The sequence below is a fragment of the Enterovibrio paralichthyis genome, assembly GCF_019209835.1.
Classification (GTDB): Bacteria; Pseudomonadota; Gammaproteobacteria; order Enterobacterales; family Vibrionaceae; genus Enterovibrio; species Enterovibrio paralichthyis.
This window is the reverse complement of record NZ_JAHUTS010000004.1, coordinates 217,909-237,786: the sequence shown is the minus strand read 5'-3', so window position 1 is coordinate 237,786 and position 19,878 is coordinate 217,909. Positions and strand designations below refer to the sequence as shown.

The window sequence follows — 19,878 nt, the reverse complement described above, 5'->3', positions numbered from 1 at the left end:
ACGCACTTATTCGGAAAACGGAACAGGGTCATCGGTGATGATGTGTGTCACCCCCAACCCGCGAAAATACTGCGCCTTTCGGGCTTCATTCAGCGTCCAGATGTTGAGCTGATAACCGCGACTGAGAATAGCGTCAGCCAGCTCCAGTGACAGATGCCGTTGATCGCAATGCACGCTGAATATATTCAATGGCTCAATATCATCCAGAAACGCTGGGGAGGTTTGTTCAGTGATTAGCCCCACGCGGCAATCGGGTAACATTGCCAGACAGTGTTCAATCGCTGGTAGTGAAAAGCTTGAAAGTAAGAGATTTTCATTGGGATATCCGGTGCTTTTAATCACCTCTGCCACTTTTTCCACCAGTAACCCTGGCGCTGTTTTGCTGTGGCATTTGATCTCAAGGTTAATGCTAATACCCCTTTGCGCGCAGAGTGTCAGCGTTTCTTCCAGGGTAGGAACCTTTTCTCCTTCAAACCGGGCGTTGAACCAGGCGCCAGCATCCAATTCCCTCAATTGTGCCAGCGTGAACAAATCAAGCCTTCCTATGCCATTGGTACAACGGTTGACGGATTCATCATGAAATAGCACCGGGACATTGTCGCGGGTGAGTTGTACATCCAGCTCCACCCATTTTATTCCGAGGTCGGCGGCAGCGTTAATGCCTAAGAGTGTGTTTTCAGGAGCAAGCGCAGCTACTCCCCTATGACCGATTATCATGTTAAGCCTCATCCATGTTCACTTGAAAATCCCAAAACCGATTTTGTATTGGTGATAGCGCTATAAAGATGCCCGCTATCTATTGATGCTCAAGTTAACAAAACACGCATTGTTAACAGGATCACAACATTCGAACGAACACAAAAATGTTCATTTGAAAGAGTCCAGCAATGCCGTATCGTATTTCGAGCGAGTTCACAACATTTAGAGAGATGCTGTTGCATAACGCCAAAGTGCGCTTGGTATAAACGGACCTAACTGAGAACTAAAGGCAAAAACGATGAAAAAATTACTCCTTGGAACTGTACTTTCCCTTTCAACACTCTTTGGTGCGGCTTCAAACGCCCTAGCCGCTGACAAAGTGAACATCAATATGAGCCTCGTGTTCCAGCAAAACGAGCTGCTGACACAAGAGCTGATTAAAGTCACAGATAACATCCGCGAACGCACAGATGGCAGTGTGAACATCAAGGTCTTCCCTGGCGGCCAGCTGCCTGTGTACAAAGACAACCTGGAGCAGGTGGTCAACGGCGCAAATTGGATCGCCGTTGAGGATTTAAGCTACCTCGGCGACTACGTGCCGGACTTCGCGGCGCTTGCTGGCCCAATGCTTTACAACAACTACGACGAATACCTCGCGCTGATGCAGTCTGACTATGTGGCTGACCTGAAAGAACAAGTAGAGAAAAAAGGCATCAAAGTCCTGAATGCGGATTACATCTTTGGCTTCCGCCACATGATCACCAACAAAGAGATCAAAACACCGGAAGACATGAAAGGAATGCGTATCCGTGTACCGGGAAGCCAGCTGTTTATCAGCACGTTGCAAGCAATGGGTGCATCACCGGCGGCGTTGCCATTCCCTGAAACCTATGCCGGTGTGCAACAGGGCGTCGTTGATGGCCTGGAAGGCTCAATCCTGACCATGTACTCCACCAAGATTTACGAAGTGGCGAAAAACATGTCCAAGACCGGTCACTTCCTGGGTACTGTTGGCCTGTACATTTCACCGAGCGTTTGGGACAAGCTGGATGCAGAACAACAGAAAATCGTGATGGAAGAGATCCTCGCTGGCGCAAAATCCAACACGGAACAACTGGTTAAGCTTGATGAAGAATACACACAGAAGCTGAAAGAAGAAGGTGTGACATTCAACGACGTAGACACAGCAGCGTTCAACAAACTGACCGCTCAGGTTTACAACGAGTTCCCGGCATGGAGCAAAGACGTGCATGCCACTATCAACGCTGAGCTGGAAAAAATCCGCGCGTCAAAATAATCAAAAGGTTTAACGCTACGCCCCCTCCGCGGGGGCGTTTAGTCATGCGTTGGAGTTGCAATGCGATTTTTAAAGAATTTCGAGGAAATACTCGCATCAATAGCGATTTCCATCACTGTTATAGTGGTGATTATCAACGTTTTCCTGCGTTACGGTCTGGGCTTTGTTGTCCCCTGGAGTGAAGAGTTATCCGTCATCTGTTTCACCTGGGCGGTCTATTTCGGAATCAGCTCCTGCTACAAGCACAAGCTCCACATGGGCGTCGACGTGATCCTGAGCTTTATCCCCAGAGCAGGTCAGCGGTACTTCCGGCTGATGGTCTCTTTCTTCTTGTTGGCGCTTAACCTACTGATGGCATACCTGAGTTACAACTACACCATGCTATCGACAAAAGTGACCCCGGTGATGGGTATGTCCTATTTCACCATTAACGGGGTGTTGGTCGTGTGTTTTTCCCTGATGGCGTTTCATACCGTGAGATTCATTATTGACGACCTCAAGCCATCTGATCCCAATCACCCAGCGCAGTAGGTGAATGCCGTGGATATCTATATACCTATCATCCTGCTTTTTGTTTTATTTTTGCTGAATATCCCGATTGCATTCTCGCTGATCGCCTCATCAATGGTGTATTTCCTGTTCATCAATGATTCGTTACCCGTCAGCCTGGTCATGCAGCGGTTTATTTCCAGCGTTTCCTCCTTTCCTCTTTTGGCGATACCTTTCTTTATCATGGTCGGGTCGATCATGAATTATTCGGGGATCAGCCGGAACCTGCTTGCCTTTGCGGATTCGCTCATCGGTCATAAAACCGGTGGCCTTGCACACGTGAACGTGCTGCTGAGTACGCTGATGGGCGGAATTTCCGGCTCCGCCAACGCCGATGCGGCGATGCAGTCTAAAATCCTGGTGCCGGAGATGACAAAACGGGGCTATGGCCTTGCGTTCAGTGCCGCAGTTACCGCGACGTCTTCGAGCATTAGCCCGGTGATCCCGCCGGGTATCAACCTGATTATTTTCGCCCTGCTCGCCAACGTTTCCGTTCATTCCATGTTTATCGCCGGGTATGTTCCAGCCTTTTTTATGGCAGCAGCGTTGATGTTCACCATCGCCATTATTTCGAAAAAGCGGAACTACAAACCGTCGCGTGAAAAGCCAGCATCAGCGAAAGAAAGGTGGCACTACTTTGGCAAAGCCATACCTGCACTTTTGATCCCTTTCGGCATCATCCTTGGTATGCGTTTTGGCCTGTTCACCCCCACAGAAGCCGGCGCCATTGCAGTGCTGTTGTGCACCATCATCGGGTTTCTTATTTACCGCGAACTCAAACCACAGCATTTCGTGCAAATACTGCGTGAGACCATTCAGGGAACAGGCAGCGTCATGTTCATCATTGTCGGAGCCTTGGTCTTTGGCTATTACATGACACTCGAGCAAATTCCGCAGAACATTGCATCGATGCTGATAAGCCTGACAGACAACAAATATGTGCTGCTGATACTTATCAACGTACTGCTGCTGATTGTGGGGATGTTTATTGAAGGCGGCGCGGCGATGATTATCCTCACACCACTGCTGTTGCCTGCGGTGCTGAATCTGGGGATCAACCCCGTTCACTTCGGTGTGGTCGTCATCGTGAACATTATGATCGGAGGCGTGACACCGCCGTTTGGTTCCATGATGTTTACCGTGTGTTCGATACTCAAAGTCCGTCTGGTGGATTTTGTGCGTGAAGCGCTGCCGTTGCTGGGCGCCCTGTTTGCCGTGCTAATGATACTGACCTTCTCCGAAGATCTGGTGATGTTCCTTCCTAACCTGTTTAAATAGTTCTTATACGCAAACGTGCCCGATCTCCACGGGCACACTTCCCCAAAACATCCTCCATTGATGCTTATCTGACCGTCTTTGCTACTTATCTCATATTTCAGGCACTTCCAAAGCATATGCAATCTACGCTGAAAATGTTCCTGACGCGCACAGCGCTACTACAACTGTTCAATGCTGTTAAGAACAAGATCAGGATCGCGCTAATTTCCGAAAATTAAGGAGCCCACAATGGGATTGCATTACACCAAAAAACAAACGCCAGAGAGTCAAGATATTTACGAAGAAGCCCTGTCGGAAACCCAACTGCCCAAGTTTTCACTTCCCCAAGAAAGCCAGTCCCCCGCACTTATAGATCAACTGCTGAAAGACGAACTTCTGATGGATGGTAATGCCCGTCAGAATCTCGCGACGTTCTGTTCTACCTGGATGGAGCCGAGTGTGCATGACCTTATGGATCTCTGTATCGATAAGAACATGATTGATAAAGATGAATACCCGCAAACCGCGGAAATTGAATCCCGTTGTGTTCATATCCTCGCCAAGCTTTGGAACAGTCCGCAAAGCGAAGACACCATTGGTTGCTCCACCACCGGCTCTTCAGAAGCCGCCATGCTTGGCGGCCTAGCCATGAAATGGCGCTGGCGTCAGAAACGCGAAGCGCAGGGTCTTTCAACAGACAAACCGAATATCGTCTGTGGCCCGGTACAAATTTGCTGGCACAAATTCGCCCGTTACTTTGACGTAGAGATGCGCGAAATCCCGCTCGATGGCGATGAAGTTTGTATGAATCCGGACAAACTCGCCCAGTATGTGGATGAAAATACCATCGGCGTCGTGCCAACTTTGGGTGTTACCTATACCTGTGTTTTTGAGCCGGTAGAGGAAATCTCTAAAAAGCTCGATGAGATCCAGGCATCAACGGGGCTTGACGTCCCTATCCATGTAGACGGTGCTTCCGGCGGTTTTATTGCGCCTTTCGTTAACCCTGATTTGAAGTGGGATTTCCGCCTGCCCCGCGTGGTGTCTATCAACAGTTCTGGTCATAAATATGGGTTGGCACCACTGGGTGTGGGCTGGGTAGTATGGCGCGACAAAGAACACCTGCCCGATGAGCTGGTGTTCAACGTGGACTACCTTGGAGGCAACATGCCGACCTTCGCGTTGAACTTCTCCCGCCCGGGCGGCCAGATTGTAGCGCAGTATTACTACCTGCTCCGCCTCGGCTTTGAGGGCTACAAAGGCATTCAGGAAGCCTGCATCAGTACCGCACAGTGGCTGGCAGATGAAATTGCCAAGATTGGCCCATTCGATCTGTTCTACGACGGACGCGGCGGTTTACCGGCGCTCAGCTATAGCCTGAAAGAAGGCGACTGGGGTTTCACCCTCTATGACCTTTCTGATCGCATGCGTATGCGCGGTTGGCAGATAGCCTCTTACCCGCTTCCAGGCAACCGACAGGATACCGTTATTCAGCGCATCATGATCCGCCATGGTGTCAGTAAAGACATGGCAGCGCTGCTGCTTGAAGACCTCAAACGCTGTGTGGACTACTTCAAGCAATACCCGCAAGTGCATTCCGGTGCGACTTCCTCATTCCATCACGGTTAATCCGCCCGGAAACCCGCCCTATTGCACACAAGAAGGCCACTGAATAGTGGCCTGTACTATCAAGGACTTGCGTAATGGATAAGAAAACCGCATCGCCGGCGAAAAATGTCGGCAAAATCAGCGTATTTACGTTCGCTATCATGAACATTGTGGCTGTTGTCAGTCTGCGTGGTCTTCCCGCAGAGGCGGAGTATGGCCTCAGCTCAATGTTCTTCTATGTATTTGCAGCCGCCTTCTTCTTGGTGCCTGTATCACTGGTGGCAGCAGAGCTTGCTACCGGTTGGCCGGAAAAAGGCGGTATCTTCCGCTGGGTGGGTGAAGCCTTCGGTCCCCGCCTTGCATTTATGTCAATGTTCCTGCTCTTTGTGCAGGTCTGTGTCTGGTTCCCAACCGCGCTGACCTTCGGTGCAGTATCACTGGCATTTATCGGCCCCGATCAAACCTTTGATGCCGCCCTGTCGCAGAACAAATTCTTTGTTCTGGCGATTGTTTTTGCCATCTACTGGTTTGCTACCTTCGTGGCGTTCCGTGGCGTCAGTGCCTTTACCTTGTTGTCCAAATGGGGCGGCATCGTCGGCACCATTATCCCGGCTATCACCCTGATCATCCTGGGTTTTGCGTTTCTGTTCAGCGGACAGCCAATCCAAATTCAGATGGAATGGAAAGACCTAATCCCAGATCTCTCCAACTTCAATAACGTCGTATTGGCCGCCAGTATTTTCCTGTTTTACGCCGGTATGGAAATGAACGCCATCCACGTAAAAGATTTGGATAACCCGACCAAGTCCTACCCTCTAGCGATTGGTATGGCGGCGCTGGGTACCGTGGTCATTTTTGTTTTGGGTACTCTGGCAATCGCTTTTGTCATTCCTAACGCTGATATCAACCTGACTCAAAGCCTGCTGGTTGCCTATTTTGATATGTTCAAATGGGCGGGGCTGGGTTTTCTGGCGCCAATCATGGCTATCTGTCTGGCTATAGGCGTACTGGCAGGCATCGTCACCTGGGTGGCTGGCCCTTCAACCGGCCTGCTGGAAGTCGCGAAGGCCGGTTACCTGCCGCGTTTTTGGCAACACACCAACGAGCACGGTATGGCAACCCATATCCTGCTGGTGCAGGGCATCATCGTCAGCTTCCTGGCGATCACTTTTGTGGTGCTGCCGTCGGTCGAAGCGGCGTATCAGATCCTGAGCCAACTGGCAGCAGTCATCTATCTGGCGCTTTACATGCTGATGTTTTCCGCGGCGATTTACCTGCGTTTCAGCCAGCCTAACCGCCCGCGCCCTTACAACGTCCCCGGAGGCCGCAAAGGGCTGTATATGTTTGCCGGTATCGGCTTCACCGCCTCCGCGATTGCATTTGCGTTCAGCTTTATCCCGCCAAGCCAGATAGCTGTGGGCAGCCCGACTGTGTTCATCTCGATTCTGGTCGGCCTGAGCCTGCTGTTTGCCATCATCCCATTCCTGATTTACGCAGTGCGTAAACCACACTGGCGAGATGAAAACTCAGACTTTGCACCCTTCACCTGGCAAATTGAAGGTGTGCATCCCGGGCTGCAAAACCACTCTGACAAGCACACTGAATCTGTCACTGCGATGCACCGTGAAGGTAAAGGAGAAGCACAATGAGTCAACTTCCTTCTGCCAAAGCACTGCAGCACCTGGTGGATGAGACGTTCCAGCAGTTTCACGGTCTGCCGGGTGGCGAGAATGCCAGCTACATTCCCTATCTGGCATCGGTGCCTGATGAATTGGCTGCACTGGTGATTGTCACTGCAAACGGTGATGTATATCAGGCTGGTGATATCGAGTACCGCTTTGCCATTGAGTCGATCTCCAAAGTCGCGACCCTGGCTCTGCTGATGGAAGATGTCGGCCCTGAAATGGTGCGGGAAAAAATCGGGGCAGAGCCGACTGGCCTGCCGTTTAACTCCGTACTGGCGCTTTGTGAACACCACGACAAACCGCTATCACCGCTGGTGAACGCAGGTGCAATGGCCAGCGTCAGTCTCTTAAAAGCAGACAGTGCTGAACAGCGCTGGCAACGCATTTTGGACGTACAGAGACGCCTGACAGCAGGCAATGTCACCCTTTCTGACGAAATCAATGAATCCGAGCAAACCACCAACTTCCATAACCGTGGAATTGCCTGGTTGCTGTATGCCGCTGGCAACTGTTTCTGCGACCCAATGGAAGCGTGTGAGGTATATACCCGCCAGTGCTCGACGTTGGTGACCTGTAAGGATTTGGCGGTGATGAGCGCGACTCTTGCCAACCACGGTAAAAACCCTATCAGCGGCGAACAAGTCGTCACCCCGGAAAATGTCGCGCCGATTTTGGCGGAAATGACGATGGAAGGATTGTACGACTATTCCGGCGACTGGGCATTTGAAGTCGGTTTACCCGGGAAGAGCGGCGTGGGCGGCGGTTTGCTGGCTGTTGTTCCGGGCAAAATGGGCATTGCTGCGTTCTCTCCGCCACTGGATGAATCAGGCAACAGCGTCCGGGCTCAGAGAATGATTGCGCAGGTCGCCAAATCACTCAATCTCAACCTGTACGGATAACAGCTTTCGCTTATCCGATGATTCGATATAAAAAATGGCCTGAATATCAGGCCATTTTCTTATGCATCCAGCTCTTCAGCCGGAATGTGCAACGATTCCAACGTGACCAGAGAGGCAATGTCACTGAACATGTCTTGCCCTTCCAGGTAGCGCCTTAATAAATCCAGCAGCATGGTAGCGGCATAACAGCGCAGGTCATTTAAACTCTGGTTGCGGCGCGGCTTCACAATAATGCCCCAATCACCGACTGCGGTAGAAAGCCCAAGGGAGACTCGTCCGGCGTCCAAATCGCCACAAGCCAAACCAATGCCAGCGCCTGAATTTTCACGGGCAGCCGTCGCCATTGCCAACACAGAAGCAAGCGGGTTGTAGTCCCCTTCTGCATTCAGCGCTGACTCACTCAGCACCCACGCTTGCAGCAGTGCATCCCGGGTGTCGTCATCTTCGCTTAGCCAGTTGGCAAGGTATCCACCGGAGAATTTTTCGGCCAATGCCAGCGTGACACCGTGATGGCGAAGCAGGCTGCCAACATTTGTCAGCATTGGGATACCATCGCCGACAATACGGTCCCCGAGAATATTGCGCACGGCATCTGTCACCAGTGAAATCTCAGAGTGTTGCTTTGGCGAAAATACTTTCAGTTCGATAAAAGGCAGTGCAGATCGGTAACCGAGCTCAAAGCCTTCAGGCAGTGACAACGACGCAAGCTTGTCGTTTAGCAGAGATTCGGAGAAACCAAATGTATAAAGACGCTGAACCTCGCGTTTTTGGCTGTTTGGGTAGCGGGACTGAAGTCTTGGCAGAATTTCATTGTCGAACATCTGCTTGAACTCTGACGGCACGCCCGGGGTAAAAAAGAACAGGCATTCGTTCAAATACGCAGCAAAGCCGCAGGCGCTACCAACCGGGTTATCGACAAGCTCGGCCCCTTCCGGCAGCATCGCTTGTTTGATGTTGCTTTTCGGCATGGTTTTACCGTTGCGTTCAAAACGGTTTTTCAGCTCTGTCAGCCAATGATTGTTGAGCTCCAGGTCAACGTCCATCGCCATCGCCATGGCTTCCGTGGTCAGATCATCGGTGGTCGGACCCAGACCCCCATTGACGATCACCACATCAGAAACCTGGCTGCACCTGACCAACTCAATCGCGATATCGTCCAGTGAGTCTCCAACCGTGATGCGACGGTGAAGGGCAAAACCTTCTTCAAAACAACGTGATGACAGCCAGGCAGCATTGGTATCGGTGATATCACCATGAAGCACTTCTTCGCCAGTGCTCAACATTGCGACGCGCAGTTTGCTTTGTTCCACCGATATCTCCTTGTTTTTCATGAACTAGCTAAAGTATACACCTTGCCACGTTCAATACAGCGATGATTATCACCACCGTATCAATAAGCGCGTGCCAGTACAAAATTTACCGGCTCACACCGAGCCACACTCTCCCCCCCGCATCCAGTAGTAAACAATAATTTACACTTGTAAATTTATGACTCCATATTCCACAGGATAACCTTTTATATATAATGCGCACTTATCCAGTGGCGCATGGAAGGAAATAGCCACTGTAAACATATAATTACAGAGATGACGATTTATGCGCAGTAAAGTGTTTGGAAGCACCCTGATTATCGCCGGAACAACCATTGGTGCCGGTATGCTGGCTCTCCCGCTCGCTTCATCGGGTATTGGCTTTATGCCATCCATTGCCTTGATGCTCGCGATGTGGATGTTGATGAGTTATACCGCGCTGCTGATGCTGGAAGTCCACCAGCATGCTCCGCAATCAGCAACACTAGGCAGCCTTGCTGATCAGTTTTTGGGTAAGAAAGGCCGTTACCTGGCGATCGCGGCTACCCTCTTTTTGCTGTACGCCCTTTGCGCGGCTTACATCGCCGGCGGCGGTAGCCAATTCCATAGCAAATTGGCATCCCTGTCTTTGCCTTCTCTGCCAACACAAACAGGTACCCTGCTGTTCACCGTGCTGGTGGCAGGTGCTGTCATGCTTGGTACCAGCAAGGTCGACGTTATTAACCGCGTGCTGTTTATCACCAAAATCGTCCTGCTTGGCCTTTCGCTGATGTTTCTCTTACCGCAAGGCGATCAGGTGAATTTACTTTCCATGCCGCTTGAGAAAGGCCTGCTGGTTTCTGCTATCCCGGTGATGTTTACCTCATTCGGTTTCCACGGCAGCATCCCTTCCGTGGTTGCCTACACCGGCCTCAATATCCGCGCGCTGCGCAAGATTATGCTGATTGGCTCGGCGCTGCCCCTCATCATATATGTCCTATGGCAAGCCGCGAGCTTTGGTATTTTGGGGCAGGATCAGCTGTCTGAAAACAATGAACTGGGCATGTTCTTAGGTGCGATTGGCGCAACAGTCAGTTCGCAAAAACTCACTCAGGCTATTTCCCTGTTTGCTGATTTGGCGCTGGCTACTTCGTTTTTGGGTGTGAGCCTTGGCTTGTTTGATTTTCTGGCCGATTTGCTCAAGCGTCCAGCCAATGCAAAAGGCCGGATCCAGACCGGGATGATCACCTTCCTCCCACCACTGGTTATTGCACTCTACTACCCTCAAGGATTTGTTGCGGCGCTCGGCTATGCGGCCATTGCACTGGTCGTCCTCGCTGTTCTGCTTCCTGTGCTGATGGCACACAAAGTGCGCAAACTGGGGTTAAATCGAGAGCGATATCAAGTTTTTGGTGGAAATATCACCCTTTCCATTGCTATTATTAGCGGCCTCGTTGTGATTGTTTCACAATTGGCACACGGTATTGGTTAAAAACCATCCGTTTCGGTGTCGCATCAAGGACGTATCTCAAGCACCGATCAACTGACGTTATCATTAATTAAAAGAATTCTTTGCCAGACCCGTCCAGATCAATCTGCGACACGGTTTGGCATTTTATTGTTTGGGAGATATTTGTGCGCTTTCGCTCAACCTTGGCTGCCGCCACTCTACTTTGCGCCCAATCTGCGGCCGCATTCGATGCTTCGACGCTGAATTTTGAACAACAGGCTTACGACTACAACAGCAGCGTAAGTTACACCCAGTTGGGATTGAGCGACGAGGCATTGGAAAACAACGACGATACGCTGGGCTTCAATGATTCGCCTGCACATCGCCTGCCACGCTACCTGACCACAGCACCCGAGAAAGACTGGGATTACCTGATGGGCCAGACCTACACCATTCTGGGTTTGAGTGTGGCAACGGTCGGTATGATGACCTTCCTGCCTGAAAGCGTGACCAACTGGACAGCAGAAGACCGTGACTTCTCCAACCTGACCAAAAAATGGTGGGATAACGTGTCTGAAGGTCCGGTTTGGGACAAGGATGACCACTATCTGAACTATGTGATGCACCCATACTTTGGCGGTGTTTACTACACAGCCGCACGTCACTCAGGTTTCAACGAATTTGAATCGTTCGTTTACTCATTCACCATGTCGACCTTCTTCTGGGAATACGGTGTTGAATCCTTTGCAGAAGTACCGTCAATCCAGGACATCATTGTGACGCCTCTGTTTGGTGCAGCCGTCGGTGAATGGATGTATCTGGCAGAAAAAGACATCGTTGCTAACGGTGGTGAAGTGCTGGGCTCGGAAACCATTGGTAATGTCAGCCTGTTCTTCCTGAACCCTGTTGGTCATATCCACCACTGGGTAACCGGTATTTGGCAAGGCGACACTGAAGTTCAGATGAGCTACGACCCTTGGTTCAACAATGCCGATGCTGCGAAATTTGCGGCCGATGCCGGTGCAAACTATGACAACCAGTTCATTGGTATGCAGGTTAGCCTGAAGTTCTGATTGCCAGACTGACACGAAAAAGCCAGCAACTATGCTGGCTTTTTTACATCTGACGTTTGGGCTCGCGGCTATTTAGCTGAAGCCTCGCAGGAAGGTTGCTGCACCAGCGAAAGTACAAAGGCCTAACAAACCAACCCTCACCCACTCTGCTTTGACGTACTGTTGCAGCCTGAATGCCACCCAGGAACAGATAATCACTGGCAACAAGGCGTACATGCTGATCTTGGCATGCCACAACGTGAAGTACCCCGCCATCCACTGTACTCCCAGTGAAATGGCGCAGCTGAAGATGAAGTATCCGGCCAGATTTGCCCGCAGCCTGACCACATCCATTTTTTGTAAAACCAACGCCATTGGGGGACCGCCGATGCTGGTCGTCGTTCCCATGACCGCGGCAGCAAAGCCTGCCCAGAACATATTTTTATTGGTCGGTTCAACGGCCAGTTTGAAGACGCTGGCGACAACCGCCAGCAAAACAGCAAGACCCATGATGATTTCAAGGGCGTTCAGGGAAAGGTAAAAAAGGAGCGCTCCGGCAACGACCGTTCCAGGAATACGGCCGACAAACGCCCAGCCGAGCCCTTTCAGGGAGAGTTGGCGTCGGTATTGCCATGTATTTACCACCGCGAGCCCCAGCGTCACCATAGTGACTGAGCCAGGCACAAGGGAAGGCTCGATCATCATGAGAAACGGCGCAGAGACAATCGCCAGTCCAAAACCAATCAAACTTTGCACGAACGCACCTGCGCTCAACGCAACAATCACCAGTAAGAGCTCTTCCCCGCTCAGTGACATTTAGCCCTTCCTTGTGGCAGAAATCAGTATATTTCTCGGCGTCAGTTCCCTTGCGCAGAAAGTGGTCACTGCAGTCTCGAATCCGTGTTGTTGTAGGTAAAGCGCCCTGTCATACACCAGCCACATTTCCAGCGGTCGTCTGAACAGGGTTCGAACGGTTTCCATCCGTTCAACCATCAAAAAGCGGGATTCCCCCAACTGCTGGAATGCAGCGAAATCGGTGGCAGGGTCCAACGTCAAACCTTTTTGTTCCGCGGCCCAAAAACAGAATGCCTCAAAGCCTTCTTTTAACAAAGATTTTTGTACATTGGGGACAGGAAGATAATGCGCACCCGGGTTAATGCTGCGCTGCAACGCATCAAACCCCAAGCGGTAGCTGACCTCGACAAAACGTTTGTTTTTTACCGTCTGCCCGGCTGTCACCGTTTCCTGCAAAGGGAGTTTCAGGTCGTGCTTGCTCAATACCAGTGACGACTGCTTGGCGAGTGACGACAAGGGTTGGTATTGCTTGTCCTGAATAAGGTGATAACAGCAAGGAGATACGGTGACACTTTCCGCCTTTGCAGCAACAAAGTGACGCAGCAAGGTCACGTGTAAATCGCCACACGCATGCAATGCCACCGCGTGGTCACACTCATCCACCAGCTTTTTGCTTTCACTGGCAAAGGCATCGCCCTGAACAAAACGCATAGGCAGCTTGTGTTTGGTCGCATACGCTTGCCCGTCAACACACAGGGCATCCTGCCATTCAAGGCTGGTCACCTCTGCCTTGCGGGTCACAGCAAGGATACACCCCAAATATCCTTTCCCGGCGCACCACTCCAGCCAACGTTTACCTGGCGAATAAGGCAGAGCGCGGTTAAAAGCAGAAATCTGCTCCCATTTGCGTCCGGGCACGCCGGTAGACCAATGCGAATCACAATCGAATTGCCCACCCTCGCTCTCAGTAACCTCGCACAAGGCCAATAATTCCCCGGCTTCCGGGAGCCATTGCGAAACCGCTTTGGCCAGCGCGACAGGTTGCGCCTTCCAGGCTTGCAGATCAGAAAGCGATTGGGCATCCAGCCAGTCACAAAGCCCAGGGGTTGAGTCCCGCCATGGCAAATCAAGACAATCAAACGGCACGCCTTGCCAGTAATCACGATACTGGGTTAACAGGGCATCCAGGGCTAGAAAATGTTCATCGTGTGAAAGAGGGGACAACAAAAACTCCACCCGCACTGTTGCGGACTGACAGCAAAAATCAGCGCAATTATACCTCGATTTCAGTGGGAGATGCTTGGAATGAAGACGCTTTCAGCCTATCAACGGAAAGCGCCTGAATGACGAGGGAGATGCTTACCTTACCGGCAGATCGAACTTTGCAAACAGCCGGTCTATTTCTTTGGCATCTTTCATCGCAAGCACTTGATCAATCACGTCCCGCGTCAGGTGCGGTGCGAAACTTTCGATAAAGTCGTACATATAATTACGCAGCACTGTCCCGCGACGAAAGCCGATACGGGTCGTACTGGCATCGAAGATATGGCTGGCATCAATCGCTACCAGATCTTTATCCAGCTCGTTGTCATACGCCATGCGCGCCATCACGCCGATACCCACCCCCAGACGGACATAGGTTTTGATCACATCAGCATCAGTCGCAGTGAAGACGATATTGGGTTTGAGCTTGGCTTCATTAAACGCGACATCCAGACTTGAGCGGCCGGTGAAGCCAAAGACATAAGTCACCAGAGGGAATCGGGCGATATCGTAGATAGTGATAGCAGAGCGCTGTGCCAGTGGATGGTCTTTCCGCACAATCAAAGAACGTGTCCAGTGATAGCAAGGCAACATAATCAGGTCTTCATAAAGGTGCGATGCCTCAGTCGCAATAGCGAAGTCCGACAAGCCTTTCAGGACGAAATCGGATATCTGGCTTGGCGCGCCCTGATGCATATGCAGCGAAACCTTCGGGTAGCGCTGGACAAACTGGGCGATCACCGTCGGCAACGCATAACGTGCCTGGGTATGGGTCGTCGCGATATTCAATTGCCCCGTTTCCGGATTGGTATACTCAAGCGCGACCGATTTAATGCTGTCGACACGGGACAGGATATCGCGGGAAATTTCGACAATTTGATGGCCTGCGGGCGTCAGTTTTGTAAGGTGTTTGCCACTTCGGCCAAAAATTTGAACGCCAAGTTCATCTTCCAGAGCGCGGATTTGCTTACTGATACCGGGTTGCGAGGTGTAAAGGCTTTCAGCAGTAGAAGAGACATTCAGATCGTGGTTGACCACTTCCACAATGTACTTTAGTTGTTGTAATTTCATAGCGTTGTAGCACGCCTCATCATATTCTTGTTCAAGTTATATCGTGCTTTTTTTGTTTGTTGTAGTACTACATACCATAACCCCTACCCAGCGCCCATTTTCATCGCGACGACGCAATGGTAGCGAATAGTTTTAGCGCTCATAATTAAATGATAACGCTACCAATAAACGTGCGTTCAAACGCACGAAGTTTTAGAAAAGGGTTACGAGACGCCAGATTTTAGCTAAGATCCAAAATAGTACTATCTAACTATAACCCTACTGGCAGATCGTGTATCTTAGTCAGTCTTCGTTTTAACAGGGAATATCGACGCTCACTTATGAATATCGCCTTAATTGCTGGCTTATGCGTCATCCTGCTCGGTTTGATTGTTGGTTACAACATCATGTCGCAGCAGCGCCAACGTGTAGAGTCAACAAAGCGCCAGGAAATGGCTAAATATATTGCAGTTATTGATGCCACCGAAGAGCTGATCGGTAACGCACATAATCTTCCGTATAGCGGAACCCTGTTGGTATGCCTGAACCAGAAAATTCTTGATGCGCTGAAAACCATGCATGAGATCGATAAATCCGATCGCTCATTGCCTCAACGCATCGCCGATGTTCAAACTCAGGTCGATCAAATCAAGCAAACTTACCAGAACAAAGAGTCCACTTCTTTCCGCGTGCCTGACAGTGACCGCGAAGCCATTTCCATGCTCAAACTGGTAAAACGTCTTCGTGCCGTCATCAAGGCTGAGCATACCAAAGGCCGTTTGCAAACCCAGGCGTTTGTGGCGGAAAACGCGCGACTTGAACAGATGCAGATGAAGATCAACATCGAAAACGTGCTTAAGCGTGTTAACGACGCAAAAATCAAAGGCCAGATGGGTACTGCGCAACAGTTGCTGAAAAAAGCCCTGGATGTGGTAAGCAGCAAAAGCGACCCTTACTGTCAGTCGGTGAAGGATAACCTCGCTACGATGCTGGACGAAGTTAACGCTATTCTGAATCAGGATAAGATGCTGAAACCGAAAAATGATGAAAATAAAGAGCTGGATGAGCTCTTTGCCCCTAAGAAAAAGTGGTAGCCCTCCCCCTTCCGAGAAAGCCCCATCAGGGGCTTTTTTATTGCCCTGTTCCTACTCAGAAACATCTTCAAGCCTCTCTATACAGTGGACTTGCAATCAATTAGATACTCACAACGCTACCGCTCTTGTGTCCAGTGGCATTGTGACAGTGGGATGAACCACCTCTATCCGTTTTGATACCTTGCTTCCAAATTAATTTCCGACTCGAATTATTTGTGCGCCAGATAACACTTTTTCGCTAAAGAAATCCGGTTGAAGTGCCGTTAAAGTCGATTAGTGTCACAATCCGCAGCCATTTCTTGGCTTTGTGAACCGATTTATTTTTATTCACGAATTTTGTGCCAAGCGTCATTTTCGTCTTCCCATCGCAAGACTGTCGTAGAGAGAAAAAACAATGAAGTTGTCTATCGTACAGAGAACAGTGGCGGGTTTTGCCTTAATGTTTCTATTAATGGCAATACTTAGCAGTGTGAGTCTTTTCAACGCCCGTGTTCTACAGGGAAAAGTGGAGCAAATTACTGAACAATCCACGCCAATGGTCGTCGCATCCGGCGATCTGATCACTCAATTGATGCGCACCAACCTGCTGGTCAGTACGTTCAACGAGGATACGGCCTCAGATACCCAGATAGAATCGCAGTTCAGACAACAAAAACAACGCTTCTTCGACACGCTGAAGAACGCGCAACAAAACGCTTCCGGAAGCACAGAGCGCCAGCAACTGGATCGTATTTACCAAGCTTCCAACCGCTACTTCGAACAGGCACAGGCTCTGCTCTCACTGAAAAAACAGGCTATCAGTCTGGTTGAAGAACAAAATGCCCTGGAACTGAAATTCCTGCGTTTGGAAGACACCTACCAGTGGGCAGCGAATCTGCTACTTCAAAAGGCTTCTGTGAAGCGTTCACTGCACAACCGTGCAGAGCTGATCACCAGCGGTATTGCCCGTGACCTGAAACTGCTGCGCCGCGCCAATGACACCACAGATCTCGGCCAGCTGCGCAACGCCCTGTCAAAAGACATCGAAATTGCATTCAAACGCCTGGAACTGATTTCGGTAGAAGATGACGTAAAAGCACGTTACTCCCGCAACCTGACAAAAGTAAAAGCACTGACACTGGATAACGGCGGTTTGCTGGATGTACTGGCGCGCCAACAAAACATTGATGCCCGCCTTGCGCAGCAAAGTCAGCAAACTGCGCGCATGATGGACGACATCCAGACGCAACTGGAAGGTTACGCAGGCTTTGCCCAGCAACTGGCACGTACCAGCCGCGATGAAGCTGAGGCCGCGGTAAGTCAGGCGTTCTTCTACGTCTTGACAATGGCATCCATTGCCGCCGCGATCAGTATCTGGGTTGGATTCAAAACCACCCGCAGCATCCAAAAGCCGCTGGCTTTGATCAATGATGTTCTGGATAAAATGACCCGTGGCGACATGCGCACACGCGCCAACTACTATGCGCAGGATGAGTTTGGTGAACTGAGCCGCTCGATTGATACCCTTGCCAATACCATGTCCCAGACACTGGCGAAATTTGGTGATGGCGCCAAACACCTGCTGGAAGAAGCAAGCCGCGCCGCGAATGTCAGTGACAGTGCTATGACGCGCGTCGAAGACCAGAAATCACGTACCGATCAGGTAGCGGCCGCCATTTCTGAAATGGAAGTGAGCGCGAAAGAGATTGCCCGCTCTACAGAGTTGACTGTCGCTGAAGTTGAGAATACCAATGATGCCGCCAACAGTGGCCGCGTCCAGGTATCGCGCAGCCGCCAGCTGACCGAACAGCTTTCCGGCAACATCGAAGAAGCGGTGAACAACACCCAGCAGTTGAACCAATACTCCAACAACATCGGCTCCATCCTGCACGTGATTCAGGATATCGCAGAGCAGACCAACCTGTTGGCGCTCAACGCAGCCATCGAAGCCGCACGCGCGGGCTCCCACGGCCGTGGCTTTGCCGTGGTTGCTGATGAAGTGCGAGCCCTTGCAACCCGTACCCAACAATCGACTGAAGAAATCCAGCAGATGATCCATAACCTGCAGGGGAATGCGTCACGCATGGCCGAAACCATGGGTATCAGCCAGAAGCAGATGGAAGAGTGCCTGAACCAGACCCGCATGACCGATGAAACGCTGCAGGATATCGTGTCGCGTATGCGCTCAATCCATGAAATGGCCGTGCATGTTGCACAGGCAACTGAAGAGCAAATCAAGGTCAGCCACGACGTTGCCGAACACATCAACGGCATCGCCCACGTGGCGTATGAAGCTGAGAAAGATGCCCGTGCCTCTGCAGCCAGCAGCGAGTCACTGGCTGATCTAGCACAAGACCAACAGAACCTGATTGCCAACTTCCGCGTGTAAGGAGCAGACCATGAAAAAAGTAACCCTCTTGCCACTGGCTGCCCTCACCCTTGCGGCATCAACGCTGGCAAACGCACAGTCAACACTGGTTATTGATTCCTGGCGCAGTGATGATGCGGTTTGGAATGAAAAAATCATCCCAGCCTTCAACAAGCACTACCCGGACATCAAAGTGGAATACCGCTCTCCACCGGACTGGGATGCTTCAAAGTGGAACGGCGAGATGGAAAACCGTTTCGACAACGGCACGGCCGGTGATCTGATCGCCTGCCGCCCATTCGACGGGTCGCTCGCACTCTACCAACGTGGTTTGCTAAAAGAAGTGACCGAAATGGAAGGCATGGAAAACTTCCCAAGCTTTGCTCTTTCCCCTTGGCAGACAGATTCCGGCGCGACGACTTTCTGTTTACCGATGGCATCGGTGATCCACGGTTTCTTCTATAACAAAGACATCTTCAAAGAAGTCGGTGTCAATGAACCGGTTACCAGTGCCGATTTCTACTGGGCGCTGGAAAAAGCCAAGCGCGCCGGTTACCTACCACTCGCAATCGGTACCCGCGACAAGTGGGAAGCAGCAACCATGGGATTCCAGAACATTGGCCCGACGCACTGGAAAGGGGAAGACGGACGCGATGACCTATTGACAGGTAAAGCACCTGTCACCAGCGAACCGTACCGCCGCACCTTTCAGGAACTGGCAAAGTGGGCCAAATACATGGGGCAGAATTTCGACCAGCGCAGCTACAGCGATTCCATCAATGCGTTTGCTGACGGCAAAGCTGCCGTCTACCCAGCAGGTTCGTGGGACATCATGACGTTCAAAGACAAGGTGAACATGGGTGTGTTCCCGCCACCGGTCGAGAAAAAAGGCGATGCCTGCTATTTCACCGACCACACCGATCTCGGCATGGGCATTTACTCCAAATCGAAGAACCCGGAAGCGGCCGAACTGTTCCTGAAATGGATGACGACCGCAGAGTTTGCCGAGTTGCTGACCAACGAGATCTCAGGCTTTTTCTCGCTGTCGAACCACTTCTTCGATGTGAAAGATCCGATTGCACAGGAAATGATGTCGTGGCGCGACAAGTGCGACTCGACCATCCGTAACTCCGCGCAGGTGCTTTCACGCGGCGAGCCAAACTTCGAACTGGAAATCTGGGAAACCAGCACCAGTGTGATGTCAGGGCAGATGACACCGGCACAGGCCACCAGCCAACTCCAGAAAGGTCTGGATGCCTGGTATCAGCCTCAGCGTGATCGCAAGGAAGTAACCGCTGAGCAGCCCTGTGACTGCACTCCCCTGCTGCAATAACCTTTCCTTTAAACCCGGCCTGATGGCCGGGTTTTCTTTATCCGCCATTTGCTTTCTGTTTTACCTATGGAGTGCGGTTGTTCTCCATTGCCCTGACTGTTATTGCGAGGGTTTTATCCGGTTAACATTGTTACGGCAACACACCAAAAACCAACAGCAAAAACACCGGTTTGTTGCCGATTTAACCCACTAATAACCCTTAATTCCATAT

16 protein-coding genes are annotated in these 19,878 nt (G+C 51.0%); 11 read left to right on the top strand and 5 right to left on the bottom strand.

Translation table 11 applies throughout. The features are described from left to right. Positions 1-6 precede the first annotated feature (6 nt). Entirely contained in the window at positions 7-717 is a 711-nt protein-coding gene (locus tag KU854_RS07070) for a glycerophosphodiester phosphodiesterase family protein (RefSeq protein ID WP_218357712.1), read from the bottom strand. Positions 718-997: 280 nt separating this feature from the next. Between KU854_RS07070 and KU854_RS07065 the strand changes: the two genes are divergently transcribed. The 6 genes from KU854_RS07065 (at position 998) to glsA (ending at position 7,994) form a co-directional block, all read left to right on the top strand. Beyond that, the gene (locus KU854_RS07065) at positions 998-1,996 is read left to right on the top strand and encodes a C4-dicarboxylate TRAP transporter substrate-binding protein (RefSeq protein ID WP_054779835.1); all 999 of its coding nucleotides are present in this window, start codon (positions 998-1,000) and stop codon (positions 1,994-1,996) included. 60 nt (positions 1,997-2,056) lie between these two features. After that, positions 2,057-2,527: a TRAP transporter small permease gene (locus KU854_RS07060; RefSeq protein ID WP_218357711.1), complete on the top strand. Its 471-nt coding sequence runs from the start codon at positions 2,057-2,059 to the stop codon at positions 2,525-2,527. A 9-nt stretch (positions 2,528-2,536) separates the two neighbouring features. After that, positions 2,537-3,823, top strand: a complete 1,287-nt coding sequence (locus tag KU854_RS07055) for a TRAP transporter large permease (protein ID WP_218357710.1) — start codon at positions 2,537-2,539, stop codon at positions 3,821-3,823. A gap of 228 nt (positions 3,824-4,051) precedes the next feature. Next, the gene (locus tag KU854_RS07050) at positions 4,052-5,431 is read left to right on the top strand and encodes a glutamate decarboxylase (RefSeq protein WP_054779838.1); all 1,380 of its coding nucleotides are present in this window, start codon (positions 4,052-4,054) and stop codon (positions 5,429-5,431) included. A gap of 74 nt (positions 5,432-5,505) precedes the next feature. Next, entirely contained in the window at positions 5,506-7,059 is a 1,554-nt protein-coding gene (gene gadC / locus KU854_RS07045; RefSeq protein WP_218357709.1) for a glutamine/gamma-aminobutyrate antiporter GadC, read from the top strand. Next, entirely contained in the window at positions 7,056-7,994 is a 939-nt protein-coding gene (glsA, locus tag KU854_RS07040) for a glutaminase A (RefSeq protein WP_218357708.1), read from the top strand. Before gadC ends, glsA begins: the two co-directional genes overlap by 4 nt. A gap of 59 nt (positions 7,995-8,053) precedes the next feature. On the opposite strand, the gene KU854_RS07035 is transcribed toward glsA, so the two are convergent. After that, positions 8,054-9,304 carry a CinA family nicotinamide mononucleotide deamidase-related protein gene (locus KU854_RS07035; protein ID WP_336245232.1) on the bottom strand — a complete coding sequence of 417 codons (1,251 nt, stop codon included), beginning with the start codon at positions 9,302-9,304 and terminating at the stop codon, positions 8,054-8,056. 286 nt (positions 9,305-9,590) lie between these two features. Here KU854_RS07035 and KU854_RS07030 point away from each other — a divergent pair, with 286 nt between their 5' ends. Then, complete coding sequence (locus KU854_RS07030) at positions 9,591-10,775, top strand: aromatic amino acid transport family protein (protein ID WP_218357707.1); 1,185 nt, start codon at positions 9,591-9,593, stop codon at positions 10,773-10,775. A gap of 161 nt (positions 10,776-10,936) precedes the next feature. Further along, positions 10,937-11,806 (top strand): DUF3943 domain-containing protein, encoded by an 870-nt coding sequence (locus KU854_RS07025; RefSeq protein WP_255555463.1) that lies wholly within the window; start codon positions 10,937-10,939, stop codon positions 11,804-11,806. 72 nt (positions 11,807-11,878) lie between these two features. Here KU854_RS07025 and KU854_RS07020 read toward each other — a convergent pair whose 3' ends face one another. From KU854_RS07020 to cysB, 3 genes are all read right to left on the bottom strand, one after another. After that, complete coding sequence (locus tag KU854_RS07020; protein WP_218357705.1) at positions 11,879-12,601, bottom strand: sulfite exporter TauE/SafE family protein; 723 nt, start codon at positions 12,599-12,601, stop codon at positions 11,879-11,881. Beyond that, on the bottom strand, positions 12,602-13,804 hold the full coding sequence (locus KU854_RS07015) for a methyltransferase (RefSeq protein ID WP_255555452.1): 1,203 nt from the start codon (positions 13,802-13,804) through the stop codon (positions 12,602-12,604). A gap of 135 nt (positions 13,805-13,939) precedes the next feature. Continuing rightward, positions 13,940-14,914, bottom strand: coding sequence for an HTH-type transcriptional regulator CysB (cysB, locus tag KU854_RS07010; RefSeq protein WP_218357703.1), 975 nt, complete (start codon positions 14,912-14,914; stop codon positions 13,940-13,942). A 320-nt stretch (positions 14,915-15,234) separates the two neighbouring features. Between cysB and KU854_RS07005 the strand changes: the two genes are divergently transcribed. The 3 genes from KU854_RS07005 (at position 15,235) to KU854_RS06995 (ending at position 19,667) form a co-directional block, all read left to right on the top strand. Then, positions 15,235-15,987, top strand: coding sequence for a DNA repair protein (locus KU854_RS07005; RefSeq protein WP_218357702.1), 753 nt, complete (start codon positions 15,235-15,237; stop codon positions 15,985-15,987). Between the two features lie 394 nt (positions 15,988-16,381). Continuing rightward, positions 16,382-18,355, top strand: coding sequence for a HAMP domain-containing methyl-accepting chemotaxis protein (locus KU854_RS07000; RefSeq protein WP_218357701.1), 1,974 nt, complete (start codon positions 16,382-16,384; stop codon positions 18,353-18,355). Between the two features lie 10 nt (positions 18,356-18,365). Next, a complete protein-coding gene (locus KU854_RS06995; protein WP_218357700.1) occupies positions 18,366-19,667 on the top strand; it encodes an ABC transporter substrate-binding protein in 1,302 nt (433 codons plus the stop codon). Positions 19,668-19,878 lie beyond the last annotated feature (211 nt).

Coding starts and splice junctions, on each gene's coding strand:
- KU854_RS07070 (WP_218357712.1), bottom strand. CDS start 717: ATGATAATCGGTCATAGGGGAGTAGCTGCGCTTGCTCCTGAAAACACA.
- KU854_RS07065 (WP_054779835.1), top strand. CDS start 998: ATGAAAAAATTACTCCTTGGAACTGTACTTTCCCTTTCAACACTCTTT.
- KU854_RS07060 (WP_218357711.1), top strand. CDS start 2,057: ATGCGATTTTTAAAGAATTTCGAGGAAATACTCGCATCAATAGCGATT.
- KU854_RS07050 (WP_054779838.1), top strand. CDS start 4,052: ATGGGATTGCATTACACCAAAAAACAAACGCCAGAGAGTCAAGATATT.
- gadC (WP_218357709.1), top strand. CDS start 5,506: ATGGATAAGAAAACCGCATCGCCGGCGAAAAATGTCGGCAAAATCAGC.
- glsA (WP_218357708.1), top strand. CDS start 7,056: ATGAGTCAACTTCCTTCTGCCAAAGCACTGCAGCACCTGGTGGATGAG.
- KU854_RS07030 (WP_218357707.1), top strand. CDS start 9,591: ATGCGCAGTAAAGTGTTTGGAAGCACCCTGATTATCGCCGGAACAACC.
- KU854_RS07020 (WP_218357705.1), bottom strand. CDS start 12,601: ATGTCACTGAGCGGGGAAGAGCTCTTACTGGTGATTGTTGCGTTGAGC.
- cysB (WP_218357703.1), bottom strand. CDS start 14,914: ATGAAATTACAACAACTAAAGTACATTGTGGAAGTGGTCAACCACGAT.
- KU854_RS07005 (WP_218357702.1), top strand. CDS start 15,235: ATGAATATCGCCTTAATTGCTGGCTTATGCGTCATCCTGCTCGGTTTG.
- KU854_RS07000 (WP_218357701.1), top strand. CDS start 16,382: ATGAAGTTGTCTATCGTACAGAGAACAGTGGCGGGTTTTGCCTTAATG.
- KU854_RS06995 (WP_218357700.1), top strand. CDS start 18,366: ATGAAAAAAGTAACCCTCTTGCCACTGGCTGCCCTCACCCTTGCGGCA.